The sequence below is a fragment of the Nocardiopsis halophila DSM 44494 genome (assembly GCF_000341245.1).
GTDB classification, from domain to species: Bacteria; Actinomycetota; Actinomycetes; order Streptosporangiales; family Streptosporangiaceae; genus Nocardiopsis_A; species Nocardiopsis_A halophila.
The window spans coordinates 22,572-45,340 of the sequence record NZ_ANAD01000044.1; the positions used below are offsets into that span (position 1 = coordinate 22,572).

Consider the following 22,769-nt stretch of genomic DNA (forward strand, 5'->3'; position numbering starts at 1 on the left):
ACGGGGACGGGACGGGCGGGCCGAAGGACCCGCGCACGTCGATCCAACCCCGGCGCCCCGTGCGAGGGCAACCGGTTTTTCCCGTCAGCCCGCCAGCACCGACCGCACCTGCTCAGCGCTCCACCCTCCGGCCGCACCGGGACGCGACGCCAGGTAGGCGGCCGTCCGCACCGGGCCCCACCGGTGCGCGGCCTCAAGGCCGGCGCCGATCACCCTGAGGTAGCCGGCGGACGGCGGCGTGTGCTCAACCTCCCGGCTCGACCAGTGCGCCGTGAAGGTCAGCATCGGCAGCCCGTCCATGTCCCCGCAGTGCAGCAGCGTCTCATAGCGGCCCTCACCGAGGACCGCGCGTCCCCCACCGACCGCCTCGGCCGGGTCGGGCCCCCGGCCGGGGGAGCGGTACATCTCCTGGGCGGCGATGTCGGAGAACTGCCCGGCCCCCACCAGGTAGGCGCGCGCGGGCGCCGCCCCCGGCAGGTCCGGGTCGAGCATCGCCAGGCCGCCGCCCCACATCGGCGATTCGAGCCCGAAGTACACCCCGCCGGGCAGCCACACCGGCCGGTCGGCGCGCGGCGGGGTGCGGTCCCGGCAGCCCGGGTTGGCCCGTGCCCCGCCGCCGGGCGCCCCGCCGCGCACATAGCAGTCCAGGCGTGCGGCGTCGGTGTTGGCGCCGTAGCTCACGTACCAGACCAGGTCCACGGCAGGGCCCTCCAACGGTTCGGGTGCTCGGGGCCGTGCGGCCGGGGCGGTCAGGCCCGGGCGGGCTCGCCCGCCAGGCCGCGCTCGAAGCAGATGCTCTCCTCGCACGCCACGTAGGGACCGTACCGCTCGATGCGCCGGTAGCCGGCCCTTTCGTACACCCGCATCGCCTCGGGCTGCTCGGCCCCGGTCTCCAGGCGCATGCGCGAGGCGCCCAGCTCCCGCGCGCGCTCCTCCAGGGCGCGCAGCAGCAGGCCGCCGATGCGGCGGCCCCGCCACCGGGGGGCCACGTACATCCGCTTGATCTCGAAGGTGTCCTCGTCCAGGCGCCGCAGGCATCCGCAGCCTACGGCGTCGCCGGAGTCGTCGGTGGCCAGCAGGAAGGCGGCGACGTCCTCGGCGGAGGGCTTGGGGCCCGCCTCGATGTCGCCGCCGTAGCGTTCGATGGTCTCCCGCTCCTGCTCGCGGCGCAGGGCCGCTCCGGCGGGGTGGTCCCAGGGGACGTCGTCAAGGATGATGCGCACGGACAGCGATGGTAGCCGCCGGGGGTGACACCCCTGTCCCCACCGGCGGCCCCGGGGGCGCGGCTCAGGCGTTCGGCGGCAGGGCCGTGCCCGTGCCGCGGTGGCGGGGGCGGACCAGGTCCGGCCGCTCCCGCCCCCCGTCGGCGCCGTGGCCGTCGTTCGCCCCGTCACCGTCGGCGCCCAGCACGGTGAACCCGGCGTCGCGGATCATCTCCAGGTCGGCCCGGCCCGCCTGGCCCTCGCTGGTCAGGTAGTCGCCGAGGAAGATCGAGTTGGCCAGGTACAGCGCGGTGGACTGCAGGCCCCGCAGGTGCACCTCCCGCCCGGCGGCCAGGCGCACCTCGGCGTCGGGGAAGGCCAGGCGGGCCGCCGCCAGGATGCGCAGGCACCGCTGCGGGTCCAGGTCCCACCGCCCGGCCAGCGGGGTGCCCTCGAAGGGGATGAGGAAGTTGACCGGGACCGAGTCGGGGTCCAGCGCACGCAGGGCCAGCAGCGCGTCGGCGAGGTCGGCGTCGCTCTCGCCCATGCCGGCGATCAGCCCCGAGCACGGCGACAGGCCCGCCGCCTTGGCCTTGCCCACCGTCTCCACCCGGTCGTCGAAGGTGTGGGTGGTGCAGATCTCGGAGTAGCGCTCCCCGGAGGTGTTGAGGTTGTGGTTGTAGGCGTCCGCGCCCGAGGCGCGCAGGCTCTCGGCCTGGCCGTCCGAGAGCAGTCCCAGGCAGGCGCAGACCTCCACCCCCGGGTGCTCGTCCTTGATGCCCTCGATGGTGGGGCGGAGCCGGTCCACGTCCCGGTCGGTGGGGCCGCGCCCGCTGGCCACCAGGCACACCCGCGCCGCGCCGGCCCGCACCCCGGCGCGGGCCGCCTCGGCGGCCTGGTCGGGCTTGAGCCAGGTGTAGGTCACCACGTCGGCCGTGGAGCCCAGGCGCTGGGAGCAGTAGGTGCAGTCCTCCGGGCACAGCCCGCTCTTGAGGTTGACCAGGTAGTTGAGCTTGACGGTGCGGCCGAAGAACCGCAGGCGGGGGCGGGCCGCCGCGGCCACCAGGTCCATCAGGTCGTCGTCGCCGCTGCCCAGCACACCGAGCAGCTCCTCGCGGGTCAGGGGGTCGCGCCGCAGCGCCTTGTCCGAGAGCACGTCGAATCGGGCCATGGGGCCGATCCTGGGGCAGGGGGCGGGTGTGCCGCAGGAGACGGAGGAGCCAAAGTCGGCCCCGCCGAGTTTGTGGACCCCGCCCCTTACGCCGGCCGCCTGCCGGGGCTCAGACGGCGCGGCCGGTGCGGGCGAGCAGCACGGCCTGGTCGCCGGCGCCCTCGGGGACCGGCTGCGGCGGGGCGAAGATGCCCGCGCCGTCCCGGCTCTGCGCCGCCTCCAGGTCGCCGGAGATCTGCTCGGACTCCAGGAGGGCGCGCACCAGGGCCGGGTCGAGCCGCTCGTCCGCGCCGATCGCGCGGGCCAGGTCCCAGGCGTGCACGGCCAGGTCGAAGGTCATCTGCCACAGGTACAGCGACCCGGGGGCGTCCCCGAAGGACAGGTGCACCGTCGCCTCCAGGGCGCCCGGCCGCAGCCACGCGGTGCGGGCCTCGCGCGCGGCCAGCTCCCAGGTGGCCACCGGCTCCTCGCCCATGGCGTCGCCCTCGAAGCGGTCCCCCGCCCCGGCGATGGTGCCGCCCTCCAGCAGGTAGGGCACCCACAGCTGCTCGCGCACCAGGTGCTCGACCAGGTCGTGCACGTCCCACTCCTGGCAGGGGGTGGGCTCGGCCCACTGCACCGGGCCGATGGCGCGCACCCTCCGGTCGAACTCCTTCATCGCCTGGCCGTGCAGGTCGAGCAGGTCGGACATGCTGGTTTCCCTTCGCGGATCGGTCGCGGCCCCGCGGCCGCCGGCGGGGCCCTACCCGAGCATGGCGCCTGTCATCCGCACCGCGAAACGGCAATCCCTCGGCCTGTGAACGACAACACACCGCGTTTCGTCACGGCCCACCTGTGCGGCGGCGGGAGCATGGTGGGCCGTGACATGTCCATCACCCCCCGTTGAACGCGGTTAGGAGGGGAGCGTGGCGCGAGCGCACTCCTCGGCCTCGGATCCCGAGGCCGGCAACCTCGTCCATGTCGTCATGATCGCCGGCGCGGCGGCCATGGGCGGCTTCCTTTTCGGCTACGACAGCTCGGTGATCAACGGCGCCGTCGAGTCCATTCAGGCGCACTTCGAGGTGGGGCCGGGCGTCACGGGGTTCACCGTGGCCGCGGCGCTGCTCGGCTCGGCGGTGGGCGCGGCGGTGGCCGGGTCGCTGGCCGACCGCTTCGGCCGCATCCGCGTCATGCAGCTGGCCGGCCTGCTGTTCCTGATCAGCGGCATCGGCTCGGCGCTGCCGTTCACGGTGTGGGACCTGGCGCTGTGGCGCGTGGTGGGCGGCGGTGCCATCGGCATCGCCTCGGTGATCGCGCCCACCTACATCGCCGAGGTCTCGCCGGCGGCGTACCGGGGGCGCCTGGCCTCCATGCAGCAGCTGGCGATCGTGCTCGGCATCGCCGTGTCCCAGCTGGTCAACTACGCGCTGGCGTCGCTGGCCGGGGGCAGCGCGCTCAACGAGCTGGGGCCGCTGCAGGCCTGGCAGTGGATGCTGGGCGTGGAGGTCTTCCCCGCCGCCCTGTACATCCTGCTGTCGCTGACCATCCCCGAGTCCCCCCGCTACCTGGTGCGCGTGGGCAAGGACGCCAAGGCGCGCCGGATCCTCGAGGACGTCGAGGGCGGCGACGTCGAGGGGCGCATCGCCGAGATCCACCGGGCCCTGGGCACGGAGGTCAAGCCCCGGCTGAGCGACCTGCGCGGCCCCTACCTGCTGCTGCCCATCGTGTGGATCGGCATGGCGATCTCGGCGTTCCAGCAGCTGGTCGGCATCAACGTGATCTTCTACTACTCCGCGTCGCTGTGGCAGTCGGTCGGGGTCAACGAGAGCGACTCGCTGCTGCTGAGCCTGTTCACCTCGATCGTGAACATCATCGGCACGTTCGTCGCCATCGGCCTGGTCGACAGGATCGGCCGCAAGCCCCTGCTGCTGATCGGCTCGGCGGGCATGGCGGTGACGCTGGCGACGACCGGCTTCGCCTTCAGCCACGCCACGGTCGCCGGCGACCAGGCCCAGCTGTCCTTCGGCTGGGGCGCGGTGGCGCTGGTCGCGGCCAGCGGCTTCGTGCTGTTCTTCGCCCTGTCGTGGGGCGTGGTGACCTGGGTGCTGCTGGGGGAGATGTTCCCGCTGCGCATCCGGGCGGCCGCGATGGCGGTGGCCACCGCCACGCAGTGGATCGCCAACTGGCTGGTCACCGTCACCTTCCCGACCCTGCGCGACTGGGACCTCGCCGGCACCTACACGGTCTACACGGCCTTCGCGGTGCTGTCCTTCCTGTTCGTCTGGAAGTTCGTCAAGGAGACCAAGGGCAAGACCCTGGAGGAGATGCAGGGATAGCCAGGCCGGGCGCCCCCTGAAGCCTCCCGGAAGGCCGGTCCGTGGCCTTCTGGGGGGGCGGATGGGGGGCACAACCGACGCCCCGACGCCGGCTCCCGGAGGCCGCCCTGCCGCCGCGGTGACACGCGGCGGCAGGGCGGCCTCCGTCGTTTCCTCCCAGGTCGGGCCGTCTCCCGCTGCCCCTCCGATCCGTAACCATCGCGAATTCGGGTAGTCGGCCGGGGAACGCGGAGGGGAGGCACATGGACGAGATGGGCGACAACGTCTTCGTGCTGGGCGCGGACCCGCACAACCGGGCCGTGCTGGACGAGCTGGCAGAGAGGCGCGGCTACCGGATCCACGGGCTCCTGGAGATGGAGGAGCTGCGGGACGCCCACGACCGGCTGCCCGAGCTGCTGGACGACGCCCGCCGGATCCTCGACGGTTTCGAGGGCAGCGTCGACGCCGTCATCGGCTTCTGGGACTTCCCCGTGCGCACACTCGTGCCGATCCTGTGCGCCGAACGGGGGCTGCCCTCGCCGTCCCTGGAGTCCGTCGTCAAGTGCGAGCACAAGTACTGGAGCCGCCGCGAGCAGCGCGAGGTGACCGACGCGGTCCCTCCGTTCGCCGAGGTGCCCCTGGAGGCCGAGGCGCCGCCGCCCGAGGTCGGCTACCCCATGTGGCTCAAGCCGGTGAAGTCCTTCTCCTCGGCCCTGGCCTTCCGGGTGACCGACGACGAGGAGTTCCGGGAGGCCCTCGGCCGTATCAGGGAGGGCATCGACGACCTGGGGAGCCCGTTCGACTGGCTGCTCCGGCGCATCGACCTGCCCGAGGCCGTCGCCCGTGCCGGGGGATCGGCCTGCGTGGCCGAGGAGGAGGTCCACGGGGAGCAGGTCACCGTCGAGGGCTACGTCTGGCGCGGGGACCCCGTGGTCTACGGCGTGGTCTCCTCGGCCACCTACCCCGACTCGCCCAGCTTCCTGCGCTACACCTACCCCGCCGGGCTGCCCGGAACGGTGGCGGAACGGCTCGCCGACATCAGCGAGCGGGTGGTGCGGCGCATGGGCCTGGACGCCACGACCTTCAACATCGAGTACTTCTGGAACCCCGGGGACGAAACCCTGCGCCTGCTGGAGATCAACCCCCGCCACTCCCAGTCGCACGCCCGGCTGATGGCGGAGGTCGACGGGGTGCCCAACCACGACCACATGGTCCGCCTGGCGCTGGGCCGCGAGCCCCTGTTGGAGACCGGCGCCGGCCGCCACGCCACCGCGGCCAAGTGGTTCCTGCGCCGGTTCACCGACGGGGTGGTGCGCACCGCCCCCGGCCCCGAGGACATCGCCCGGATGGAGCGCGACGTGCCCGGCACCGGTGCCAAGGTGTCGGCCCCGCCGGGGACCCGGCTGTCCCGGATGCCCTCCCAGGACAGCTACAGCTACGAACTGGCCCAGGTGTTCACCGCCGGGCGCAGCGACGAGGACCTGCGCCGCGCCTACGAGCTGTGCCTGGCGCGGCTGCCGTTCGAGATCGATGAACCCGACGAGGACGCCGCCGCGGGCGGCGAGGGGGACTGACCGCACATGCGCACCGTCACCGAGTTCCCGCACGAGGTGATCGAGGAGGGGGAGCTGACCGTCCCCGTCTCCGACGGGGTGCACCTGGCCGCCCGCGTCTGGCGGCCGGCCGGCTCCGGCACCGACCCGGTGCCCGCGCTCCTGGAGTTCATCCCCTACCGGCAGCGGGACCTGACCGCGCTGCGCGACTCGTCCATGCACCCCTACCTGGCCGGGCACGGCTACGCCTGCGCCCGGGTGGACCTGCGCGGCAGCGGCGACTCCGAGGGGGTGCTCCAGGACGAGTACCTGGAGCGGGAGCTGCGGGACGCCGAGGAGGTCCTGGAGTGGCTGGCCTCCCGCCCCTGGTGCAACGGCACCACCGGGATGATGGGCATCTCCTGGGGCGGGTTCAACGCCCTGCAGGTGGCCGCGCGCCGGCCGCGCAGCCTGGGCGCCGTCGTCACCCTGTGCTCCACCGACGACCGCTACGCCGACGACGTGCACTACATGGGCGGGTGCCTGCTGGGCGACAACCTGTCCTGGGCCTCGACGATGTTCGCCTACACCTCCTGCCCGCCCGACCCCGCGGCGGTCGGGCCCGGGTGGCGGGACCTGTGGCGCGACCGCCTGGAGGGCAGCGGGCTGTGGCTGGACACCTGGCTGCGCCACCAGCGCCGGGACGCCTACTGGCGGCACGGGTCGGTGTGCGAGGACCTGTCGGCGATCCGGGTCCCGGTGATGGCGGTCAGCGGCTGGGCCGACGGGTACTCCAACGCGGTCTTCCGGCTGATGGAGGGGCTGGCCGTCCCCCGGATCGGGCTGATCGGCCCCTGGTCGCACAAGTACCCGCAGGTGGGGCGGCCGGGCCCGGCCATCGGGTTCCTGCAGCACTGCGTGCGGTTCTGGGACCGCTGGCTCAAGGGGGCCGACAACGGCATCGACGCCGAGCCGGTCCTGCGCAGCTGGATGCAGGAGAGCATGCCGCCCTCCACCGCCTACACCGAGCGGCCCGGCCGGTGGGTGGGCGAGCAGGAGTGGCCCTCGCCGAAGATCGTGCACGAGGAGCGCCCGCTCGGGCTGCACCGGATCGGCGAGCCGGGCGAGCCGGTGCGCCCCGACACCGCCTCGGTGCGGTCGCCGCTGACCGTGGGGCAGTACGCGGGCAAGTGGTGCTCCTACAACGCGCCGCCGGACCTGCCCTACGACCAGCGCGAGGACGACGGCGGCTCGCTGGTCTTCGACACCCCGCCGCTGGAGGAACGGGTGGAGATCCACGGGGCGCCGGTGCTCAACCTGGAGTTCACCGTCGACCGGCCGGTGGCCATGGCGGCGGTGCGGCTCTCGGACGTGGCGCGCGACGGCCGCGCCACCCGGGTCACCTACGGGCTGCTCAACCTGACCCACGCGACCGGGCACGACGACCCGCGGCCGCTGGAGCCGGGGCGGCGCTACCGGGTGGCGGTCCCGATGAACGGCGTGGCCCAGGCGTTCCCGCCCGGCCACCGCATCCGGGTGTCGGTGTCCACCTCCTACTGGCCGCTGGCCTGGCCGCCGCCCGAGCCGGTGGTGCTCACCGCGCTGCTGGAGGGCGGCACCTCCCTGGTCCTGCCGATCCGGCCGGAGGGCACGGGGGTCGAGCCGCGGCCCTTCGCCGAGCCCGAGGGCGCCCCGCCGGTGGAGACCGAGCAGGTGGTGCCGGGGGAGGGGCGCTGGGAGCTCTCCCGCGACCTGGTCGACTACTGGTCGTCGCTGCGGGTGGTCAAGGACCTGGGGACGGTGCGCTTCCCGGACACCGGCTGGGAGGTGTCCCGGCACGCATGGGAGGAGTACTGCTCGCAGGGCGAGGACTTCTCCTCGCCGGTGGGGCGCACCGAGTGGCGGATGGGCTTCGCCCGGGGCGGGTGGCAGGTCCGCACGGTGACGCGCACCGAGCTGAGCGCCACCCCCGAGGAGTTCCGGCTCAACGCCACCCTGGACGCCTACGAGGACGGTGCGCGCGTGGCGGCCAAGACGTGGAACACCACGATCCCGCGCGACCTGGTGTAGGCGCCGGGGCGCAGCCGCAGGGGCGTCACGGGCAGTAGCATGACCTGCGGACCGTGACCACCTCTGAGGAGAAGCATGCGCCACACCCCCCGGTCGTTCACCTGCGAGGTCGCCCGGCGCGAGGCCGAACGCCGGGGCCTGGCCGCGGACTGGGACGCCGAGGCGCCCGAGGAGGTCCCCGAGGAGCTGCGGCACGCGGTGTTCAAGCTCGCCGACCGGGGCTGGTGCGTGTGGGCGACGACCTGCGACGAGGAGATGGCGATGCCCGCCGACCGGGACTTCCACCCGCTGGAGGAGGTCCTGGCCGCGGCGTGGGCCCGGCAGGGCTGGAACGGCGTGCGCATCCTGCACTGAGGCCGCGGCCCGGCGTGCCGGGCCGCGCCGCTCACCGGGCGGCGGGGGCCGCGGCCTCGGCGGGCCCGCCCTGCGCCGCCGGGGCCGTCGGTGCCGCCGCGTCCGCCGGAGCGCGCCGGCCGGGCTCCGGCTCCTCGTAGGCCGGGGTGTAGGGGGACAGGAACGCCTGCGCGAGCGAGGCGTTGAGCATCGCCGCGGCCCGCACCACGACGGGCAGGGTGAGGGCGAAGAGCAGGCCCAGGCCCGTGTGGAAGCCGATCGAAACGGCGAGCGAACCGCTCAGTCCCAGGAGTTCGGGCAGACCGGTGTTGCCGGGGATCTGGTGCAGCACCGACCCGTAGACCGGGTAGGTGAGCCCGGCCAGGGCGGCGGACCACCACGTCGCCACCACCGCGAAGGAGGCCACGGACACGGGCAGGCGCACCAGCGCGTACCCGGCGTCCATCCAGCTCTGGCCGCAGGCGAGCGGGGCCAGGGCCGAGCGGAGCGGTCCGGCGCCGGCCGCGGCGCGGCGGTAGCGCGGGGCGCCCAGAGGGCGGCCCAGGACGTCGGGGAGGAGGTTGCGCTCCACCGTGGCGGCCATCCGGGCGGCCAGCAGGGTGCCGGCGAGAACGAACAGGCCGACCCCCAGGACCGCGGTGCCGGCACCGGCCGCCAGCCCGGCGACGGCGAGGGCGAACCCCACGATGGAGGCGGGGAGCCCGATGAGGACGTAGCGGGTGTCGGCGCCGAGGCGCCGGATGAGCGTCTGCATACCCGGAACGCTACGGATCCCGCACCCGGCGGGCACTACCGTGCTCCCCTCTCCCGGGGGTGGTGCGCACACCACCGCGCCGGGGCGCGGCCGCAGGGGCGCCGGGCCGCGCCCCGGCCCGTCACCCGCGTTCCGCCAGCTCCGCCGCGAGGTCGGCCAGGCGGTCCAGGCCTTCGGCGGAGCCCTCCTCCATGCCGTCGGCCACCATGGCGTCGCGGTCCTCGACCGACTGGAAGACGGTCACCGCCCGGTAGCGGGTGGAGCCGCCCGCGTCCTCAAGCGTGGCCGTCTCCAGGCACACGTGGCCCGGGGCGCCCTCGTACTCGAAGGTCTGCACGATCCGCTCCGGCGCGGTCACCTCGTGGTAGACGCCGTGGAAATCGAACTCCCCGTCCGCGCCCGAGGTCAGGAACCGCCAGGAGCCCCCGGTGGCGATCTCGGCCCGGTCGACGCGCACGGTGTAGGCGGCCGGCCCCCACCAGCGGGGGATCAGCTCAGGGTCGGTCATGGCCCGGAACACCGCCTCGCGCGGGGCGTCGAAGACCCGCTCGGTGACGATGTCCTGGCGGCCCGGCTCGATCACGAACTCCGTCTTGCCCATCTCACTGCCCTCTCTGCGGCCTCTCGGCCCCGTCCTCGTCGGTGTCGCCGGCCCCCGAGCGGATCCGGCCGATCGCGGCCTCCAGCCGGTCCATCCGGTCGGTCTGCACGTCCCGGTAGCGCCGGATCCAGGCCGAGGCCTCCTCCAGCGGCTCGGTCTCCAGACGGCAGGGGCGCCACTGGGCGTCGCGCCCCCGCGTGATGAGCCCCGCGCGTTCCAGCACCTTGAGGTGCTTGGAGACGGCCTGCAGGCTCACCTCGAACGGTTCGGCCAGCTCGTTGACGGTGGCCTCGCCGCGCGCCAGCCGGGCGAGGATCGCCCTGCGCGTGGGGTCGGCCAGAGCCGCGAAGACCACGCTGAGCCGGTCGTCCGCCATATGTATTCAACCTTCTCGTTGTTCAATCTCTGGGTTGAATATCCACCCGGGCGGGGCCGCTGTCAATCCCCCAGGGAAAAAGTCCGGGAGCCGGCGGCGGGAGCGATGAGTTCGCCCGCCCGGGCCCGTCACTACCTTCACCACGGCCTCGGTGACGGAGCGAAGGAGCAGGCGATGACGCACACCCCGGACACCGCGGGCGAACTCGACGCGCGCTACAGCGGGAAGGCGGCCCGGCCCACCCCGTGGGCGCGGGCGCGGCGCGAGCTGGAGTCGGCCGGCGTGTACTGGCTGTCCACGGTGCGCCCGGACGGGCGGCCGCACGTGACGCCGCTGATCGCGGTCTGGCGGGACGGGGCCCTGCACTTCTGCACCGGCCCCGAGGAGCGCAAGGCGCGCAACCTGGCGGACAACCCGCAGTGCACGCTCACCACCGGCACCAACGACCTGAACAAGGGGCTGGACGTGGTGGTGGAGGGCCGCGCCGATCGGGTGGGCGACGAGGCCCTTCTGGCGGGCCTGGCCGACGACTTCGCCGCGAAGTACGGGGAGGTGTGGCGCTTCGAGGTGCGCGACGGGGCCTTCCACCACGAGGGCGGGTCGGCGCTGGTGTTCGGCGTGGCCCCGGTGACCGCCTTCGGCTTCGAACGGGGCGGGGCCGCCGCCCAGACGCGGTGGCGCTTCTCCGCGACGGTATGAGCCACCGGGGCGCGTCCCCCAGGGCGGTAACACTCCGGGGGACGCGCCTGGGCCGGGAGCTAGTCGGGGCGACGCGCCAGGGCGACGGTGAAGGAGGCGTCCAGCTCCGCCACGCCGCGCTCGGCCATCAGGTCGGCGAGCCGCGTGCGCACGCGCTCGCGTGCCGGGGCGTCCAGGCCGTCCATCAGCCCCCGCGCGGCGTTCCCCTGGACGAACTCCCAGGCCGAGGCGGCGTCGAGGGGAACGCGGTGGTCGTGGCGCGCCACGTGTTCGCAGACCAGCCCCAGGCCCTCCAGCCACGCGGTCAGCCGTGCGGCGTCCGCGATCCGGTCGCGGGCCTGCTGGAAACCGGGCGGTCCGGGCCGGGTGCCGGTCTCGGCCCCGATCGCCTCGAAGTACAAGGTGAGAAAGTCGGCCAGGGCGCCCTCGGCCCAGACCGTGACCGCCATCCGGCCGCCGGGCCGCAGGGCACCGGCCAGGGCCGCGGTCCCGGCGTCCATGTCGGGGAAGAACGCGACGCCGTGGACCACCTGGACCAGGTCGTAGGCGCCGGGCTCGGGCCAGGCGGCGGCGTCGGCGCGGACGAACCGCACGTTGTCGATGCCCGCCCGCGCGGCGCGTTCGCGCCCCTGCGCCAGGAGGGCCTCGGACAGGTCCACCGCGTCGACCGTCCCGTCCGGCGCCACGGCCGCGGCCGCGGGGAGCGCGGAGGCGCCGGCCCCGCAGCAGGCGTCGAGCACCCGCTCCCCGCCCTTGGGGGAGCAGGCGCCGACGGTGGCCTCGCCGATCGGGTCCCACAACCGCGCGCCCCACGCATCGAACTCCCGCGCCCCGGCGTCGAAGACCCCTCCGATACCCGTCCCGCCCATGGCCGTCCCCTTGCCGCTCGACATCACTGGAAACGGTAATCATTTCCTATCGTGCACAGGCGTGACAACCCTACCGGGGTATACGGCGGCGGAGTGCTCCCGCGCGTCGGCGCGGGCGGGTGCACGCGGAGTCAGCCGCCGGGCAGGGCGTCCCGGCCGGCCCGGTCGCGGAACCAGTCGAGCATGAAGCGGTGCGAGGCGAGGCCGTAGTCGAGCGTTGCCCGCTGGTACTCGAAGACGTCGTGGAGGCCCTCAGGGGCGCTCCGGGCGTCCAGGCGCTCGTCGAGGTCCGCCAGCGCCGCGAGGCCGTGCTCGATGCGCTCCTCGATGCCGCGCAGCACCCGCGGGCGCTCCTCCGGCTCCAGCAGCCCGAGGAAATACAGCCTGGCCAGCGCCCCGGTCTCCAGGCCGGGGCCGGCCGGGGGCGCGGCCGTCATCCACGCCCGGAACTCCGCGCGCCCGGCCTCGGTCGGGCGGTAGGCCTTGCGGCGCCGGCCGCCGCTCTCGGTGCTGTCGGTCTCGATGAGGCCCTGCGCGAGCAGGCGGTCCAGCGCCCGTTTGATGCTTCCGGAGCTGGCGCTGTAGAAGAGCCCGACGCCGCCCTCGAAGGCCTTGACCAGGTCGTAGAAGCTCTGCGGGGCGATCAGCAGGAGTCCGAGGATCACGTGGGCCATCGTCCGAGTCTATTGCCTCTCATAGACATGTCTAGTAGACATGTCGCCATCGCGGGTCCCCGCCCGACGGATCGACGCCCCCGGCCGGCGGAGGCGGAGCGCGGGACCCGCCGCCGGGAGGCACGACGTGACACCGCACCAGACCACGGCCCGCGACCAGGACGACCGCGGCCCCGACGGCCTCGACGCCCGGCTGACCCGCCTGCTGCGGCGCGTCGCCGCACGGCCCGGCGTCCACCACGCGGTCATGGCCGTCGAGAGCGGGGACGGGCGCCGGCGCTGGCGCGGCGCCGCCGGACCCGCGGGCGACGCCCCTCCGGTGCGCCCCGGGACCCCGTTCTTCATCGCGAGCATCACCAAACGCTTCATCGCCGCGCTGGTCCTGCAGGCCCACGAGCGCGGCGAGCTCGACCTCGGCGCGCCGATCACCGCCCTGCTGCCGCCGGAGGAGGCCGCAGGGCTGCACGTCCTGCGGGGCACCGACCGCACGCCGTCGGTCACGGTGCGCCATCTGGCCACCCACACCTCCGGACTGCCCGACCACTTCGAGAAGCGCCGCGGGGGGCCGAGCCTGGACCGGCACCTGGCCACGGGCCGCGACACGGCGTGGACCTTCGAGGACACGGTGCGGATCACCCGCCGGGAGCAGCGCCCGCACTTCGCGCCGCAGGACCTGAGGAGCCCGAGGCAGAGGGCCCGCTACTCCGACACCGGCTTCCAGCTCCTCATCCGCATCCTCGAAGAGGCCACCGGCCGCCCCTTCCCCGTACTGCTGGCCGAGCGGCTCCTCGTCCCGCTCGGCCTGGAGGACACCTGGCTTCCCGGGCACCGCCCGCGCCGTCCGGAGGCCGCGGAGCCCGCGCCCCTGCACGCCGGGCGGCGGCGTGTGGAGCTGCCGTCGCTGATCGCCTCCAGCAACGACCTGTACAGCACGGTCGGCGACCTCCTCGCCTTCCAGAGGGCGCTGCTCGCCGGTGCGCCCTTCGCCGACCCGCGCTCGCCCGCGGCGCTCACCGAGCGCCGCAACCGGTTGCGCAACGCCCCCGTCCTCTCCTACGGACTGGGCACCATGTTCTTCACGGTCGGCCGTGCCGCGTCACCGCTCCACCGGCCCGTCACCCTCATCGGGCACTCCGGAGCCACGGGGACCTGGCTCTTCCACTGCCCCGAACTCGACGTGCACCTGGCCGGCACCGTCGACCAGACCGCGGGGCGGGCCCTCCCGTTCCGGATCATGGCCCGGTGCCTGAACGCCTGGCGCGCGTGAGGACGGGGACCGGCAGCGGGAATAAGAACGGCCCACCGGTGATTCCGGTGGACCGTTCCCGGCTCTTCCGGGGACGCGCCCCTACGGGCGCAGGGCCGCGGCCTCCCGGGCCAGGGACTCGATGCGGTCCCAGTCGCCGGCCTCCACGGCATCGCGCGGGGTCAGCCAGGTGCCGCCCACGCAGCCCACGTTCGGCAGGGCCAGGTACTCCGGCGCGCTCGCCGGGGTCACACCGCCGGTCGGGCAGAACCGCACCTGTGGCAGCGGCCCCGACAGCGACTTCAGGTACGTGCGGCCCCCGGCCGCCTCGGCCGGGAAGAACTTCAGCGCGTCCACGCCCTGCTCCAGCAGCGTCATCGCCTCCGAGGCGGTCGCCACCCCCGGAAGGAACGGCACGCCGGTGTCGGCCATGGCCCCGCGCAGCCGGTCCGTGCAGCCCGGGCTGACCAGGAACGCCGCCCCCGCCTTGGCCGCCGCGGCCGCCAGCCCGGGTGTGGTCACCGTCCCCGCGCCCACCACGGCCTCGGGCACCTCGGCGGCGATGCGCTCGATCGCCGTGAGCCCGGCCTCGGTGCGCAGCGTCACCTCGATGGCGGGCAGGCCGCCCCGCGCCAGCGCGCGGGCCAGCGGCACCGCGGTGCCGGCGTCGTCGAGCACCACCACCGGCACGACCGGGGCGAGGGCGAACAGGTCGTGGCTGGTCTGGGGTTTCACGGGCGCTCCAGTCGGTGGTCCAGTCGCGCGGCCGCGCCCAGCAGCGCCGGGTTCTCGGCGGTGATGAGCACGGTGGCGATGTTCTTCAGGTAATCGGTCATCCGCCCCTTGGCCTCGAAGCGCAGCCGGAAGCGGCCGTTGCGCAGCACTTCGGGGATGCGGGGCAGCACGCCGCCGCCGAGGAACACCCCGCCGGTGGCGCCGAGGGTCAGGGCCGCGTTCCCGGCGAACCCGCCGAGCAGGGCGGCGAACACCTCGAGGGTCTCGCGGCACAGCGGCTCGGCGCCCTCCGGGTGCACCCCGGCCGCGGTGATCTCCCGGGGGGAGAGCTTGCGCGCGCTCTGGCCGCGCACCTGGGCCAGGGCCTGGTACAGCCGGGGCAGCCCCGGGCCGCTGAGCAGCGCCTCGGCGCTCACCCGCCCGCGCTCGGCGGTGATCACCCGCACCACCTCGGCCTCGATGTCCTCCACGGCCGGGGCGTCGACGTGCCCGCCCTCGCCCGGGAGTGGGAGCCACCCGCCGCCGGGCAGCGGCACCAGGCCCGCGACGCCCAGGCCGGTGCCCGGCCCCAGCACCGCCATCGGCTCGGAGGGGTCGGTGGCCGGTCCCCCCAGCGGCAGCAGGTCGTCCTCGCCGAGCACCGGCAGGGACTGGGCCAGCGCCGCGAAGTCGTTGACCACCTCCAGATGGTCCAGGCCCATCCCGGTGCGGGTCTGCTCGACCGAGAAGTCCCAGCCCACGTTGGTCAGCCGGATCCGGTCGCGCACGACCGGCCCGGCCACCGCCACGCACGCCGCCGAGGGCCGCACCGGCTCCTCGATCCCGTCGAGGTAGGCGCGGGCGGCCGAGGCCAGCCCGTCGTGCAGGGCGCTGGGCACCTTGCCCACGCGCACCGGCCGCCCCCCTGCGGCCTGCACCAGCCCGAACCGGGCGTTGGTCCCTCCGATGTCGCCGACCAGCCAGGGGCGCTCGGCCGTGGGGGCGGACTGCACACGTGTCACCGGTCTCCTCCAAAGACGCTTGCGCCGCGCTCGGCCGGGCCGACCGCGGCGCGAAAGGCCGCGAACAGCTCGCGTCCGGTGCCGACCGAGGAGTCCACCGTGGGCGCGGCGGGCGCGCGCTGCTCCAGGTCGGCGGCGAGCACCTCCAGTGTGCCGGATTCGGCGTCCACCCGGACGGTATCGCCGTCGCGCACCCGGGCGATCGGCCCGCCCGCGGCGGCCTCGGGGGAGACGTGGATGGCCGCGGGCACCTTGCCCGAGGCCCCCGACATGCGTCCGTCGGTGACCAGGGCGACCTTGTGGCCGCGGTCCTGGAGCACCCCCAGCGCCGGGGTGAGCTTGTGCAGCTCGGGCATGCCGTTGGCACCGGGGCCCTGGAAGCGCACGACGGCCACCACGTCGCCGTCCAGCCCGCCGTCGGTGAAGGCCTGCTGCAGGGCGGCCTGGGAGTCGAACACCCGGGCCGGGGCCTCCACGACGCGCCGCTCGGGCTCCACCGCCGACACCTTCATCACCGAGCGGCCCAGGTTGCCGTGGAGCATGCGCAGCCCGCCGTCGTCGGCGAAGGGGTCCTTCGCCGGGCGCAGCACCTCGGTGTCGCCGCTCTCGGCGGGCGCCTCCCGCCAGGCCAGGGAGCCGTCGCCGGAGAGCTCGGGGCGGTGGCGGTAGCGGTCCAGGCCGGGGCCGGCGACCGTGCCCACGTCGGGGTGGAGCAGCCCGGCGTCCAGCATCTGCCCGATGAGGTAGGGCATGCCGCCCACCTCGTGGAAGCGGTTCACGTCGGCCTTGCCGTTGGGGTACATGCGCGCCAGCAGCGGCACGACCTCCGACAGTTCGGCGAAGTCGTCCCAGGTCAGCTTGATCCCGGCGGCCTCGGCCACGGCCACCAGGTGCAGGGTGTGGTTGGTGGAGCCGCCGGTGGCCAGCAGCGCGGCCACCGCGTTGACCACCGCGCGCTCGTCGATCATCTCGCCCACCGGGGTGTAGTCCCCGGCCAGCCGGGTCAGGCCCACCACGCGGCGCCCGGCCTCGGCGGTCAGCGCCTCGCGCATGGGGGTGCCCGGCTGCTCGAAGCTGGCCCCGGGCAGGTGCAGGCCCATGACCTCCATGAGCATCTGGTTGGAGTTGGCGGTGCCGTAGAAGGTGCAGGTGCCGGGGGAGTGGTAGGCCCGGGACTCGGCCTTGAGCAGCTCCTCGCGGCCCACCTTGCCCTCGGCGTGCAGCTGGCGGATCCGGGCCTTCTCGGCGTTGGAGACCCCCGAGGCCATCGGCCCGGCCGGCACGAAGGCCACCGGCAGGTGCCCGAAGCTCAGCGCCCCGATCAGCAGGCCGGGCACGATCTTGTCGCACACGCCCAGCATCAGCGCGCCGTCGAACATCTCGTGGGACAGCGCCACCGCGGCCGACATGGCGATGACGTCGCGGCTGAACAGCGACAGCTCCATGCCGGGCCGGCCCTGGGTGATGCCGTCGCACATGGCGGGGACCCCGCCGGCGAACTGGGCCACGCCCCCCGCCTCGCGCACCGCCTCCTTGAGCAGCTCGGGGTAGTCCCGCAGCGGCTGGTGGGCCGAGAGCATGTCGTTGTAGGAGGAGACGATGGCGATGTTGGGCTTGGCGCCGTCGGGGACGGTGCGGCTCAGCTCCAGCTTGTCGCCGGCCGGGCAGGCGGCGAAGCCGTGCGCCAGGTTGGTGCAGCCCAGCGCGCCGCGGGCGGGCCCGGCCTCGGCGGCGGCGCGGATCCGCTCCAGGTAGGCGGCGCGGCTCTGGGCGCTGCGCTCGCGCAGGCGCTCGGTGACGTCGGTGATGCGCGGATGGAGGGTCATCAGGTCATATCCCCTTCGTGCCAGGTCCGCCCGGTGCGGGCGAGGAGGTCGTGGGCGCCCTGGGGGCCGGTGCCCCCGGGGGCGTAGGGCTCGGGGTCGGTCCCCTGCCAGGCGTCGATGATCGGGTCGACCCACCGCCAGGCGGTCTCGACCTCGTCGCGGCGCATGAACAGGGTGGGGTCGCCGGCCATGACGTCCATGAGCAGGCGCTCGTAGGCATCGGGGGAGCGCACCGCGAAGCGGTCGGACAGGCTCAGCTCCAGCGGTGCGGGGCGCAGCCGCAGCTCCCCGGCGCCGGGCTCCTTGGCGAGCATGTGCAGGCGGATGGTCTCCTCGGGCTGCAGGCGGATGACCAGCCGGTTGGGCGTGCCGCCCGCGCCCTGCCCGGGGAAGATGGGGTGCGGGACGTCGCGGAACTGCACCACGATCTCGGAGTAGCGCCGGGCCATGCGCTTGCCGGTGCGCAGGTAGAAGGGGACCCCGGCCCAGCGCCAGTTGGCCACCGAGGCCTCCAGGGCCACGAACGTCTCGGTGGAGCTGGCGCCGTCGGCCCCGGGCTCGCCCGTGTAGCCGGGCACCGGGCGGCCGCCGGCCGTGCCGGGGGCGTACTGGCCGCGCGCGGTGTCGCGCAGGGCGTCCTGCCCGGTCAGCGGGGCCAGCGACTGCAGCACCTTGACCTTCTCGTCGCGCACGGCCTCGCGGTCGAAGCTGGCGGGCGGCTCCATGGCGATCAGGCACAGCAGCTGCAGCAGGTGGTTCTGCACCATGTCGCGCATGGCGCCGGCGCGGTCGTAGTAGCCGTGGCGGGTGCCCACGCCGACCGTCTCGGCGGCGGTGATCTGCACGTTGTCGATCCAGCGGCTGTTCCAGACCGGCTCCAGGAACATGTTGGCGAAGCGCAGCGCCAGCAGGTTCTGGACGGTCTCCTTGCCCAGGTAGTGGTCGATGCGGAAGGTGCGGCGCTCGCTGAAGACCGCGCCCACGGCGTCGTTGATCTCCCGGGCCGAGCGCAGGTCGCGCCCCAGGGGCTTCTCCAGGACGACGCGGGAGGCGCCTTCGGCCAGGCCGTGGGCCTGCAGGTCGGCGCAGATGCGCCCGAAGAGCATGGGCGGCACGGCCAGGTAGTACACCCGTCCCCGCTCGGCCCCGTCCTGCGCCGGTGCCTGTCCGAGCAGGGACTCCAGCCGCTCCCAGCCGTCGCCGGGCTCGTCCAGGTCCAGCGGCACGTGGTGCAGGCGGTCCAGGAAGCGGCGCAGCACCGGTTCGGGAACCGCGCCGGCGCGCAGCACCGAGGGGTTGTCCGCCACGGCCGCCTCGGCCTTGCCCCGGTAGTCGGCGTCGCCGATGCCGTCGCGGGAGACGGCGACGATGCGGGTGGAGGGCGCCAGGCGCCCGTCCTTCTCGCACAGCAGCAGCGCCGGCAGCAGCTTGCGCATCGCCAGGTCGCCGGTGCCGCCGAAGACGACGAGGTCGGTGGGCGCGGCGGTGCGCGCCGCCCCCGGGGGCGGGGTGGCCGGGGCAGAGGCGGGCATGTGGTCCCTTTCCGCAGGACTTCGGGCAGACCGGTTGAAACCTAGCGGCAACTTCGGTCACACCACAAGTCATGCTTCTGAAGATTTTTTTACAGAAGTGGGGCGGTTCGGCGTCCGACACGGGGGTGTGCGTGGTTGAATTGCGGCATGCCCCGACGCCACGGCCCGCCCGCGACCGCCGCCACCGCCGGCCACGTGCTGCGGCTGATCCGCACCGGCGAGGCCGCCACCCGCGCCGAGATCGCGCGGGTCACCCGGCTCTCCCGGCCCTCGGTCGCCTCCCGGGTCGCCGAGCTGATGGACCTGGGGCTGGTCACCGAGGGCCACCACGGCCCCTCGCGCGGCGGCCGCCCTCCCGGGCGCCTGGAGTTCAACGCCGCCGGCGGCGTGGTGCTCAGCGCGGCCCTGGGCATCTCCCGCAGCCAGGCGGCCGTGTGCGACCTGGCCGGGCGGGTGCTGGCCCGCACCGAGGGCTCCCCGGAGGTCGTCCAGGGCCCCGACACCGCCCTGCCCTGGCTGCTGGGCACCTGGGAGCGCCTGCTTCAGGAGTGCGGCCGCGCCCCGCACGAGGCGCGCGGGGTGGGCATCGGCCTGCCCGGCACCGTGCGCTTCGCCCTGGGGCGCGCCGAGGAGCCGCCGGTGCTGCCCGGCTGGGGCGGCGTGGACATCGCCCCGCTGGTCGCCGAGCGCTTCCCGGTGCCGGTGCTGCTGGACAACGACGTGAACGTGATGGCGCTGGGCGCGCACACCGCCGACTACCCCGGCGCCGACGACCTGGTCTTCGTCAAGGTCTCCACCGGCGTGGGCGCCGGCATCATCTCCGGCGGCGCACTGGTGCGCGGCACCCTCGGCGCGGCCGGGGAGATCGGGCACATCCCCGTGCCCGACGGCGGCGGGACCTCCTGCCGCTGCGGCAACACCGACTGCCTGGAGGCGGTGGCCGGCGGGCCGGCGCTGCTGGAGCGCTTCCACCGGGCCGGGCGGGAGGCGGCGGGCGTGCAGGGGCTGGCCGCGCTGGCCTCCGACGGCGACGCCGACGCGGTGGCGCTGGTGCGCGAGGCCGGGCGCCGGGTCGGCGAGGTGCTGGCCGGGGCCGTGAACCTGCTCAACCCCGAGGTCATCGTGCTCGGCGGGCACCTGGGCACCGCCTTCGACCCGCTGGCCGCCGGGGTGCGCGAGGCGGTGTTCCGCCGGGCCACGGCGCTGGCCACCCGGCAGCTGCGCATCGTGCCCAACCGCTCCGGGGGCGCGGCCGGCCTGCGCGGCGGCGCGGCCATGGTGCTCGACCACGTCCTGGCACCCGAGGAGGTCAACGCCGCCATCGCCGAACGCGAGGCCGCGGCGGCGCAGGACGGGCCCGAGGCGGGGCCGGCNTCTGCAGAATCCGGACCGATCGGCGAACACGGAGGGTCCGGGGCCGCTAGCCTGCCCCCACTGACCGCCCCCCCGCCCCCTGAGGACCCGCCGTGCCGCTGCCCCGGAACGTCACCGTGCCCACCGCCCTGATCACCGGTTCCGCAGGCGTCGCCGTCGGTGCCCTGGTCACCGCACCGGTCGTCTACGTCGCCGCGCGCGACGGCGCCCCGCATGACCCCGCGCCCCGACCGGTGGCGACGGTGACCGCCGCGCACACCGTCACCGCCTCCCCTGCGCCGCAGCCTTCCAGAGGCGGCGATGGTGACGGCGGACAGGAGGACGGGGCCGACGGGCCCTCGGCCGCACGGCCTGACGGTGAGCCCATGACCGGCTGGGAATCGGTGGAGGGCCGGGACCGGATGTGGGGCAACGCGTCCGTGGACGGCTCCCGTCGCAACGGGGCCCTCGTCCACGACCACTACTGCGACGACGACCGCTCGACCGAGTTCAACCTCGGCCGGGACTGGAGCACGTGGACCGGGACCGTGGGCATCGACGACGGCGCCGAGGAGGCCGACGGCAGCGTCACCTTCGAGGTCGTGGGCGACGGCGAGCGCCTGGCCCAGGAGACCGTGGGCCTGGGCGAGGCGGCGGACCTGGAGGCCGACGTCGGGGACGTCCTGCGCCTGGAGCTGGTCTCCACCTCGCACGAGTGCGTCAAGGGCGGCGCGGTCTGGGCCGACCCCGTACTGCACTGAGCCCGACGCCCGCCGCGCCCCCCGGTCACGCGACGGCTTGACCTTGACGCCTGCGTCAAGGTTCTAGCGTCCCGGCATGCCCGACACAGCGACCACCACCCGTCCCCGCCGGACCGCCGCCGCCCTGGCCTGCCTCGCTCTGGTCTCCTTCGCGATCGGCACCGACGACTTCATGATCGCCGGGGTGCTGCCCTCCGTCGCGGCCGGCCTCTCGGTCGGCGAGGCGGCCGCCGGACAGCTCGTGACCGCCTTCTCCCTCACCTACGCCCTCGCGGCCCCGGTTCTCGCCGTCGCCCTCGCCCGGGTGCCCCGGCGCGCACTGCTCATCGGCGGGACCACGGCGTTCGCCGCTGTGAACCTGGTGTCCGCGTTCGCTCCGTCCTACCCCGTGCTCATGGCGCTGCGGGTGGCCACGGCGCTGCTGGCCGCGGCCGTCAGCCCCGCCCTGTTCGCCGCGGCACCCCGCCTGGCCGCACCGGGCAGGGCGGGACGGGCCGTCGCGGCGGTGGCGGCCGGGCTCACCGTCTCCCTCTTCCTCGGCGTCCCCGTCGGCACGCTCATTGCGTCGGCGTTCGGCTGGCGTGCGACGTTCACCGCTGTGGGGCTGGCCTGCGCACTCATCGCCGCCTCCTGCGCGGCGCTGCTGCCCCCGCTGCCCGCGCAGGCGGCGGAGCGCCCGGCCGGCCGAGTGCGCTCCCTCGCCCGCCCCGCGGTGCTGACCGGCGTCCTGGGCACGGTCGCCGGAGCCTGCTCGGGGTTCGCCACCTACACCTACCTGGCGCCCCTGGCCCGCGAGGCCGCCGGAGCCGACGGCCCCCTCCTGGCCGGGATGGTCGCGGTCGTGGGGATCGCGGGGGCCGCCGGAACCTTCCTCGGGGGGCGCTCGGTGGACCGCTGGGGTCCGGACCGCGCGCTCCTGTCGGCCTTCGCCGGCATGGTGGCGGCGGCCGCGGGGCTGGCGGTGCTGGCCGCGGCCGGCCCGGGCCCGGCCTGGGCGACCGGGGCGGTGCTGGCCGTGTGGGGCGCGGCGGCCTGGGGGTTCAACCCTGCGATGAACACGCGCATCCTCGCCCTGGCCGGAACCTCGGGGACCGAGGCGCTGGCGCTCAACACCAGCGGCCTGTACGCGGGGATCGCCGCGGCGGGGGCGGTGGGCGGCGCGGCGCTGAGCGGGTACGGCGGAGCCGGTCCCGCGGCGGCGTCGGCCGCGGTCGGGGCCGCGGCGCTGGTCCTCATGGCGGTGGCGGTGCGCCTGTACCCCGCACCGCTGAGCGAGGGGAGTCCGCCCGGGTGAGGCGCCCGCCCCTGGCGGGCCGGGCACCTCCGGTGGTAGTCGTTCGGGACGAGGGAAGAGGTAGGGGCCATGCGCATCGGAGAACTCGCCGCGGCGACCGGGGCGAGCACGCGCGCCCTGCGCTACTACGAGCAGCAGGGCCTGCTCACCCCGCACAGGAGCGGAAACGGCTACCGCGACTACCCGTCCGAAGCCATCACCCGCGTGCGCGACATCCGGCTGCTCCTCGACTCCGGCCTGACCAGCGAGGACGTCCGCGCAATCGCGGACTGCCTCGGGCAGGGCCTCGAAGGCGAACCCGGGTGCGGCGAGGCGGCCGAGCTCTACCGCGGCCGCCTGCGCGCCGTCCGGCGGCGGATCGCCGCGCTGCAGCAGGTCGGCGAGCGCCTGGAGGAGCACTTGGCGGCGATGGGCGGATGAGGCCG

The 22,769-nt window shown here is 74.9% G+C and carries 23 protein-coding genes; 10 read left to right on the plus strand and 13 right to left on the minus strand.

Annotated elements, in window-relative coordinates:
* Positions 1–84: 84 nt before the first annotated feature.
* From D450_RS0105305 to D450_RS0105320, 4 genes are all read right to left on the minus strand, one after another.
* Positions 85–699, minus strand: coding sequence for a hypothetical protein (locus D450_RS0105305; protein WP_017537636.1), 615 nt, complete (start codon positions 697–699; stop codon positions 85–87).
* A gap of 50 nt (positions 700–749) precedes the next feature.
* The gene (locus D450_RS0105310) at positions 750–1,223 is read right to left on the minus strand and encodes a GNAT family N-acetyltransferase (protein WP_017537637.1); all 474 of its coding nucleotides are present in this window, start codon (positions 1,221–1,223) and stop codon (positions 750–752) included.
* A 64-nt stretch (positions 1,224–1,287) separates the two neighbouring features.
* Complete coding sequence (bioB, locus tag D450_RS0105315; protein WP_017537638.1) at positions 1,288–2,373, minus strand: biotin synthase BioB; 1,086 nt, start codon at positions 2,371–2,373, stop codon at positions 1,288–1,290.
* Positions 2,374–2,482: 109 nt separating this feature from the next.
* On the minus strand, positions 2,483–3,064 hold the full coding sequence (locus D450_RS0105320; RefSeq protein ID WP_017537639.1) for a TIGR03086 family metal-binding protein: 582 nt from the start codon (positions 3,062–3,064) through the stop codon (positions 2,483–2,485).
* Positions 3,065–3,278: 214 nt separating this feature from the next.
* Between D450_RS0105320 and D450_RS0105325 the strand changes: the two genes are divergently transcribed.
* From D450_RS0105325 to D450_RS0105340, 4 genes are all read left to right on the plus strand, one after another.
* Complete coding sequence (locus D450_RS0105325) at positions 3,279–4,688, plus strand: sugar porter family MFS transporter (RefSeq protein ID WP_017537640.1); 1,410 nt, start codon at positions 3,279–3,281, stop codon at positions 4,686–4,688.
* A gap of 242 nt (positions 4,689–4,930) precedes the next feature.
* The gene (locus D450_RS0105330; RefSeq protein WP_017537641.1) at positions 4,931–6,241 is read left to right on the plus strand and encodes an ATP-grasp domain-containing protein; all 1,311 of its coding nucleotides are present in this window, start codon (positions 4,931–4,933) and stop codon (positions 6,239–6,241) included.
* 6 nt (positions 6,242–6,247) lie between these two features.
* Positions 6,248–8,269, plus strand: coding sequence for a CocE/NonD family hydrolase (locus D450_RS0105335; protein ID WP_017537642.1), 2,022 nt, complete (start codon positions 6,248–6,250; stop codon positions 8,267–8,269).
* Positions 8,270–8,344: 75 nt separating this feature from the next.
* Positions 8,345–8,623 (plus strand): hypothetical protein, encoded by a 279-nt coding sequence (locus D450_RS0105340; RefSeq protein WP_017537643.1) that lies wholly within the window; start codon positions 8,345–8,347, stop codon positions 8,621–8,623.
* Between the two features lie 31 nt (positions 8,624–8,654).
* Here the strand turns inward: D450_RS0105340 and D450_RS0105345 are convergent, their stop codons facing one another.
* The 3 genes from D450_RS0105345 to D450_RS0105355 form a co-directional block, all read right to left on the minus strand.
* Entirely contained in the window at positions 8,655–9,377 is a 723-nt protein-coding gene (locus D450_RS0105345) for a sensor domain-containing protein (protein ID WP_017537644.1), read from the minus strand.
* Positions 9,378–9,498: 121 nt separating this feature from the next.
* Complete coding sequence (locus D450_RS0105350; protein ID WP_017537645.1) at positions 9,499–9,978, minus strand: SRPBCC family protein; 480 nt, start codon at positions 9,976–9,978, stop codon at positions 9,499–9,501.
* A 1-nt stretch (position 9,979) separates the two neighbouring features.
* Positions 9,980–10,354, minus strand: coding sequence for an ArsR/SmtB family transcription factor (locus D450_RS0105355; RefSeq protein WP_017537646.1), 375 nt, complete (start codon positions 10,352–10,354; stop codon positions 9,980–9,982).
* Positions 10,355–10,528: 174 nt separating this feature from the next.
* Between D450_RS0105355 and D450_RS0105360 the strand changes: the two genes are divergently transcribed.
* Positions 10,529–11,053: a pyridoxamine 5'-phosphate oxidase family protein gene (locus D450_RS0105360; RefSeq protein WP_017537647.1), complete on the plus strand. Its 525-nt coding sequence runs from the start codon at positions 10,529–10,531 to the stop codon at positions 11,051–11,053.
* A 59-nt stretch (positions 11,054–11,112) separates the two neighbouring features.
* On the opposite strand, the gene D450_RS0105365 is transcribed toward D450_RS0105360, so the two are convergent.
* Entirely contained in the window at positions 11,113–11,946 is an 834-nt protein-coding gene (locus D450_RS0105365) for a methyltransferase domain-containing protein (RefSeq protein WP_017537648.1), read from the minus strand.
* A 107-nt stretch (positions 11,947–12,053) separates the two neighbouring features.
* Positions 12,054–12,596 (minus strand): PadR family transcriptional regulator, encoded by a 543-nt coding sequence (locus tag D450_RS0105370; RefSeq protein ID WP_017537649.1) that lies wholly within the window; start codon positions 12,594–12,596, stop codon positions 12,054–12,056.
* Positions 12,597–12,723: 127 nt separating this feature from the next.
* On the opposite strand from D450_RS0105370, the gene D450_RS0105375 reads away from it, so the two are divergent.
* Positions 12,724–13,863 (plus strand): serine hydrolase domain-containing protein, encoded by a 1,140-nt coding sequence (locus tag D450_RS0105375; protein ID WP_017537650.1) that lies wholly within the window; start codon positions 12,724–12,726, stop codon positions 13,861–13,863.
* 81 nt (positions 13,864–13,944) lie between these two features.
* On the opposite strand, the gene eda is transcribed toward D450_RS0105375, so the two are convergent.
* From eda to zwf, 4 genes are read right to left on the minus strand one after another with little or no spacing between them, the layout of a single operon-like run.
* Positions 13,945–14,577 (minus strand): bifunctional 4-hydroxy-2-oxoglutarate aldolase/2-dehydro-3-deoxy-phosphogluconate aldolase, encoded by a 633-nt coding sequence (gene eda / locus D450_RS0105380; protein WP_017537651.1) that lies wholly within the window; start codon positions 14,575–14,577, stop codon positions 13,945–13,947.
* Positions 14,574–15,569, minus strand: a complete 996-nt coding sequence (glk, locus tag D450_RS0105385) for a glucokinase (RefSeq protein WP_017537652.1) — start codon at positions 15,567–15,569, stop codon at positions 14,574–14,576. Before glk ends, eda begins: the two co-directional genes overlap by 4 nt.
* Before the next feature lie 5 nt (positions 15,570–15,574).
* Positions 15,575–17,404 (minus strand): phosphogluconate dehydratase, encoded by a 1,830-nt coding sequence (edd, locus tag D450_RS0105390; protein WP_017537653.1) that lies wholly within the window; start codon positions 17,402–17,404, stop codon positions 15,575–15,577.
* Positions 17,404–18,936, minus strand: coding sequence for a glucose-6-phosphate dehydrogenase (gene zwf, locus D450_RS0105395; RefSeq protein ID WP_017537654.1), 1,533 nt, complete (start codon positions 18,934–18,936; stop codon positions 17,404–17,406). The genes edd and zwf overlap by 1 nt, the downstream gene beginning before the upstream one ends.
* 147 nt (positions 18,937–19,083) lie before the next feature.
* Between zwf and D450_RS0105400 the strand changes: the two genes are divergently transcribed.
* The 4 genes from D450_RS0105400 (at position 19,084) to D450_RS0105415 (ending at position 22,764) form a co-directional block, all read left to right on the plus strand.
* A complete protein-coding gene (locus tag D450_RS0105400) occupies positions 19,084–20,442 on the plus strand; it encodes an ROK family transcriptional regulator (protein ID WP_017537655.1) in 1,359 nt (452 codons plus the stop codon).
* Positions 20,403–21,050 carry an NPCBM/NEW2 domain-containing protein gene (locus D450_RS0105405; protein WP_017537656.1) on the plus strand — a complete coding sequence of 216 codons (648 nt, stop codon included), beginning with the start codon at positions 20,403–20,405 and terminating at the stop codon, positions 21,048–21,050. The genes D450_RS0105400 and D450_RS0105405 overlap by 40 nt, the downstream gene beginning before the upstream one ends.
* Before the next feature lie 76 nt (positions 21,051–21,126).
* Positions 21,127–22,344 (plus strand): MFS transporter, encoded by a 1,218-nt coding sequence (locus D450_RS0105410; RefSeq protein WP_017537657.1) that lies wholly within the window; start codon positions 21,127–21,129, stop codon positions 22,342–22,344.
* A 69-nt stretch (positions 22,345–22,413) separates the two neighbouring features.
* Positions 22,414–22,764, plus strand: coding sequence for a MerR family transcriptional regulator (locus D450_RS0105415; RefSeq protein ID WP_017537658.1), 351 nt, complete (start codon positions 22,414–22,416; stop codon positions 22,762–22,764).
* The last annotated feature ends 5 nt before the right edge of the window (positions 22,765–22,769 follow it).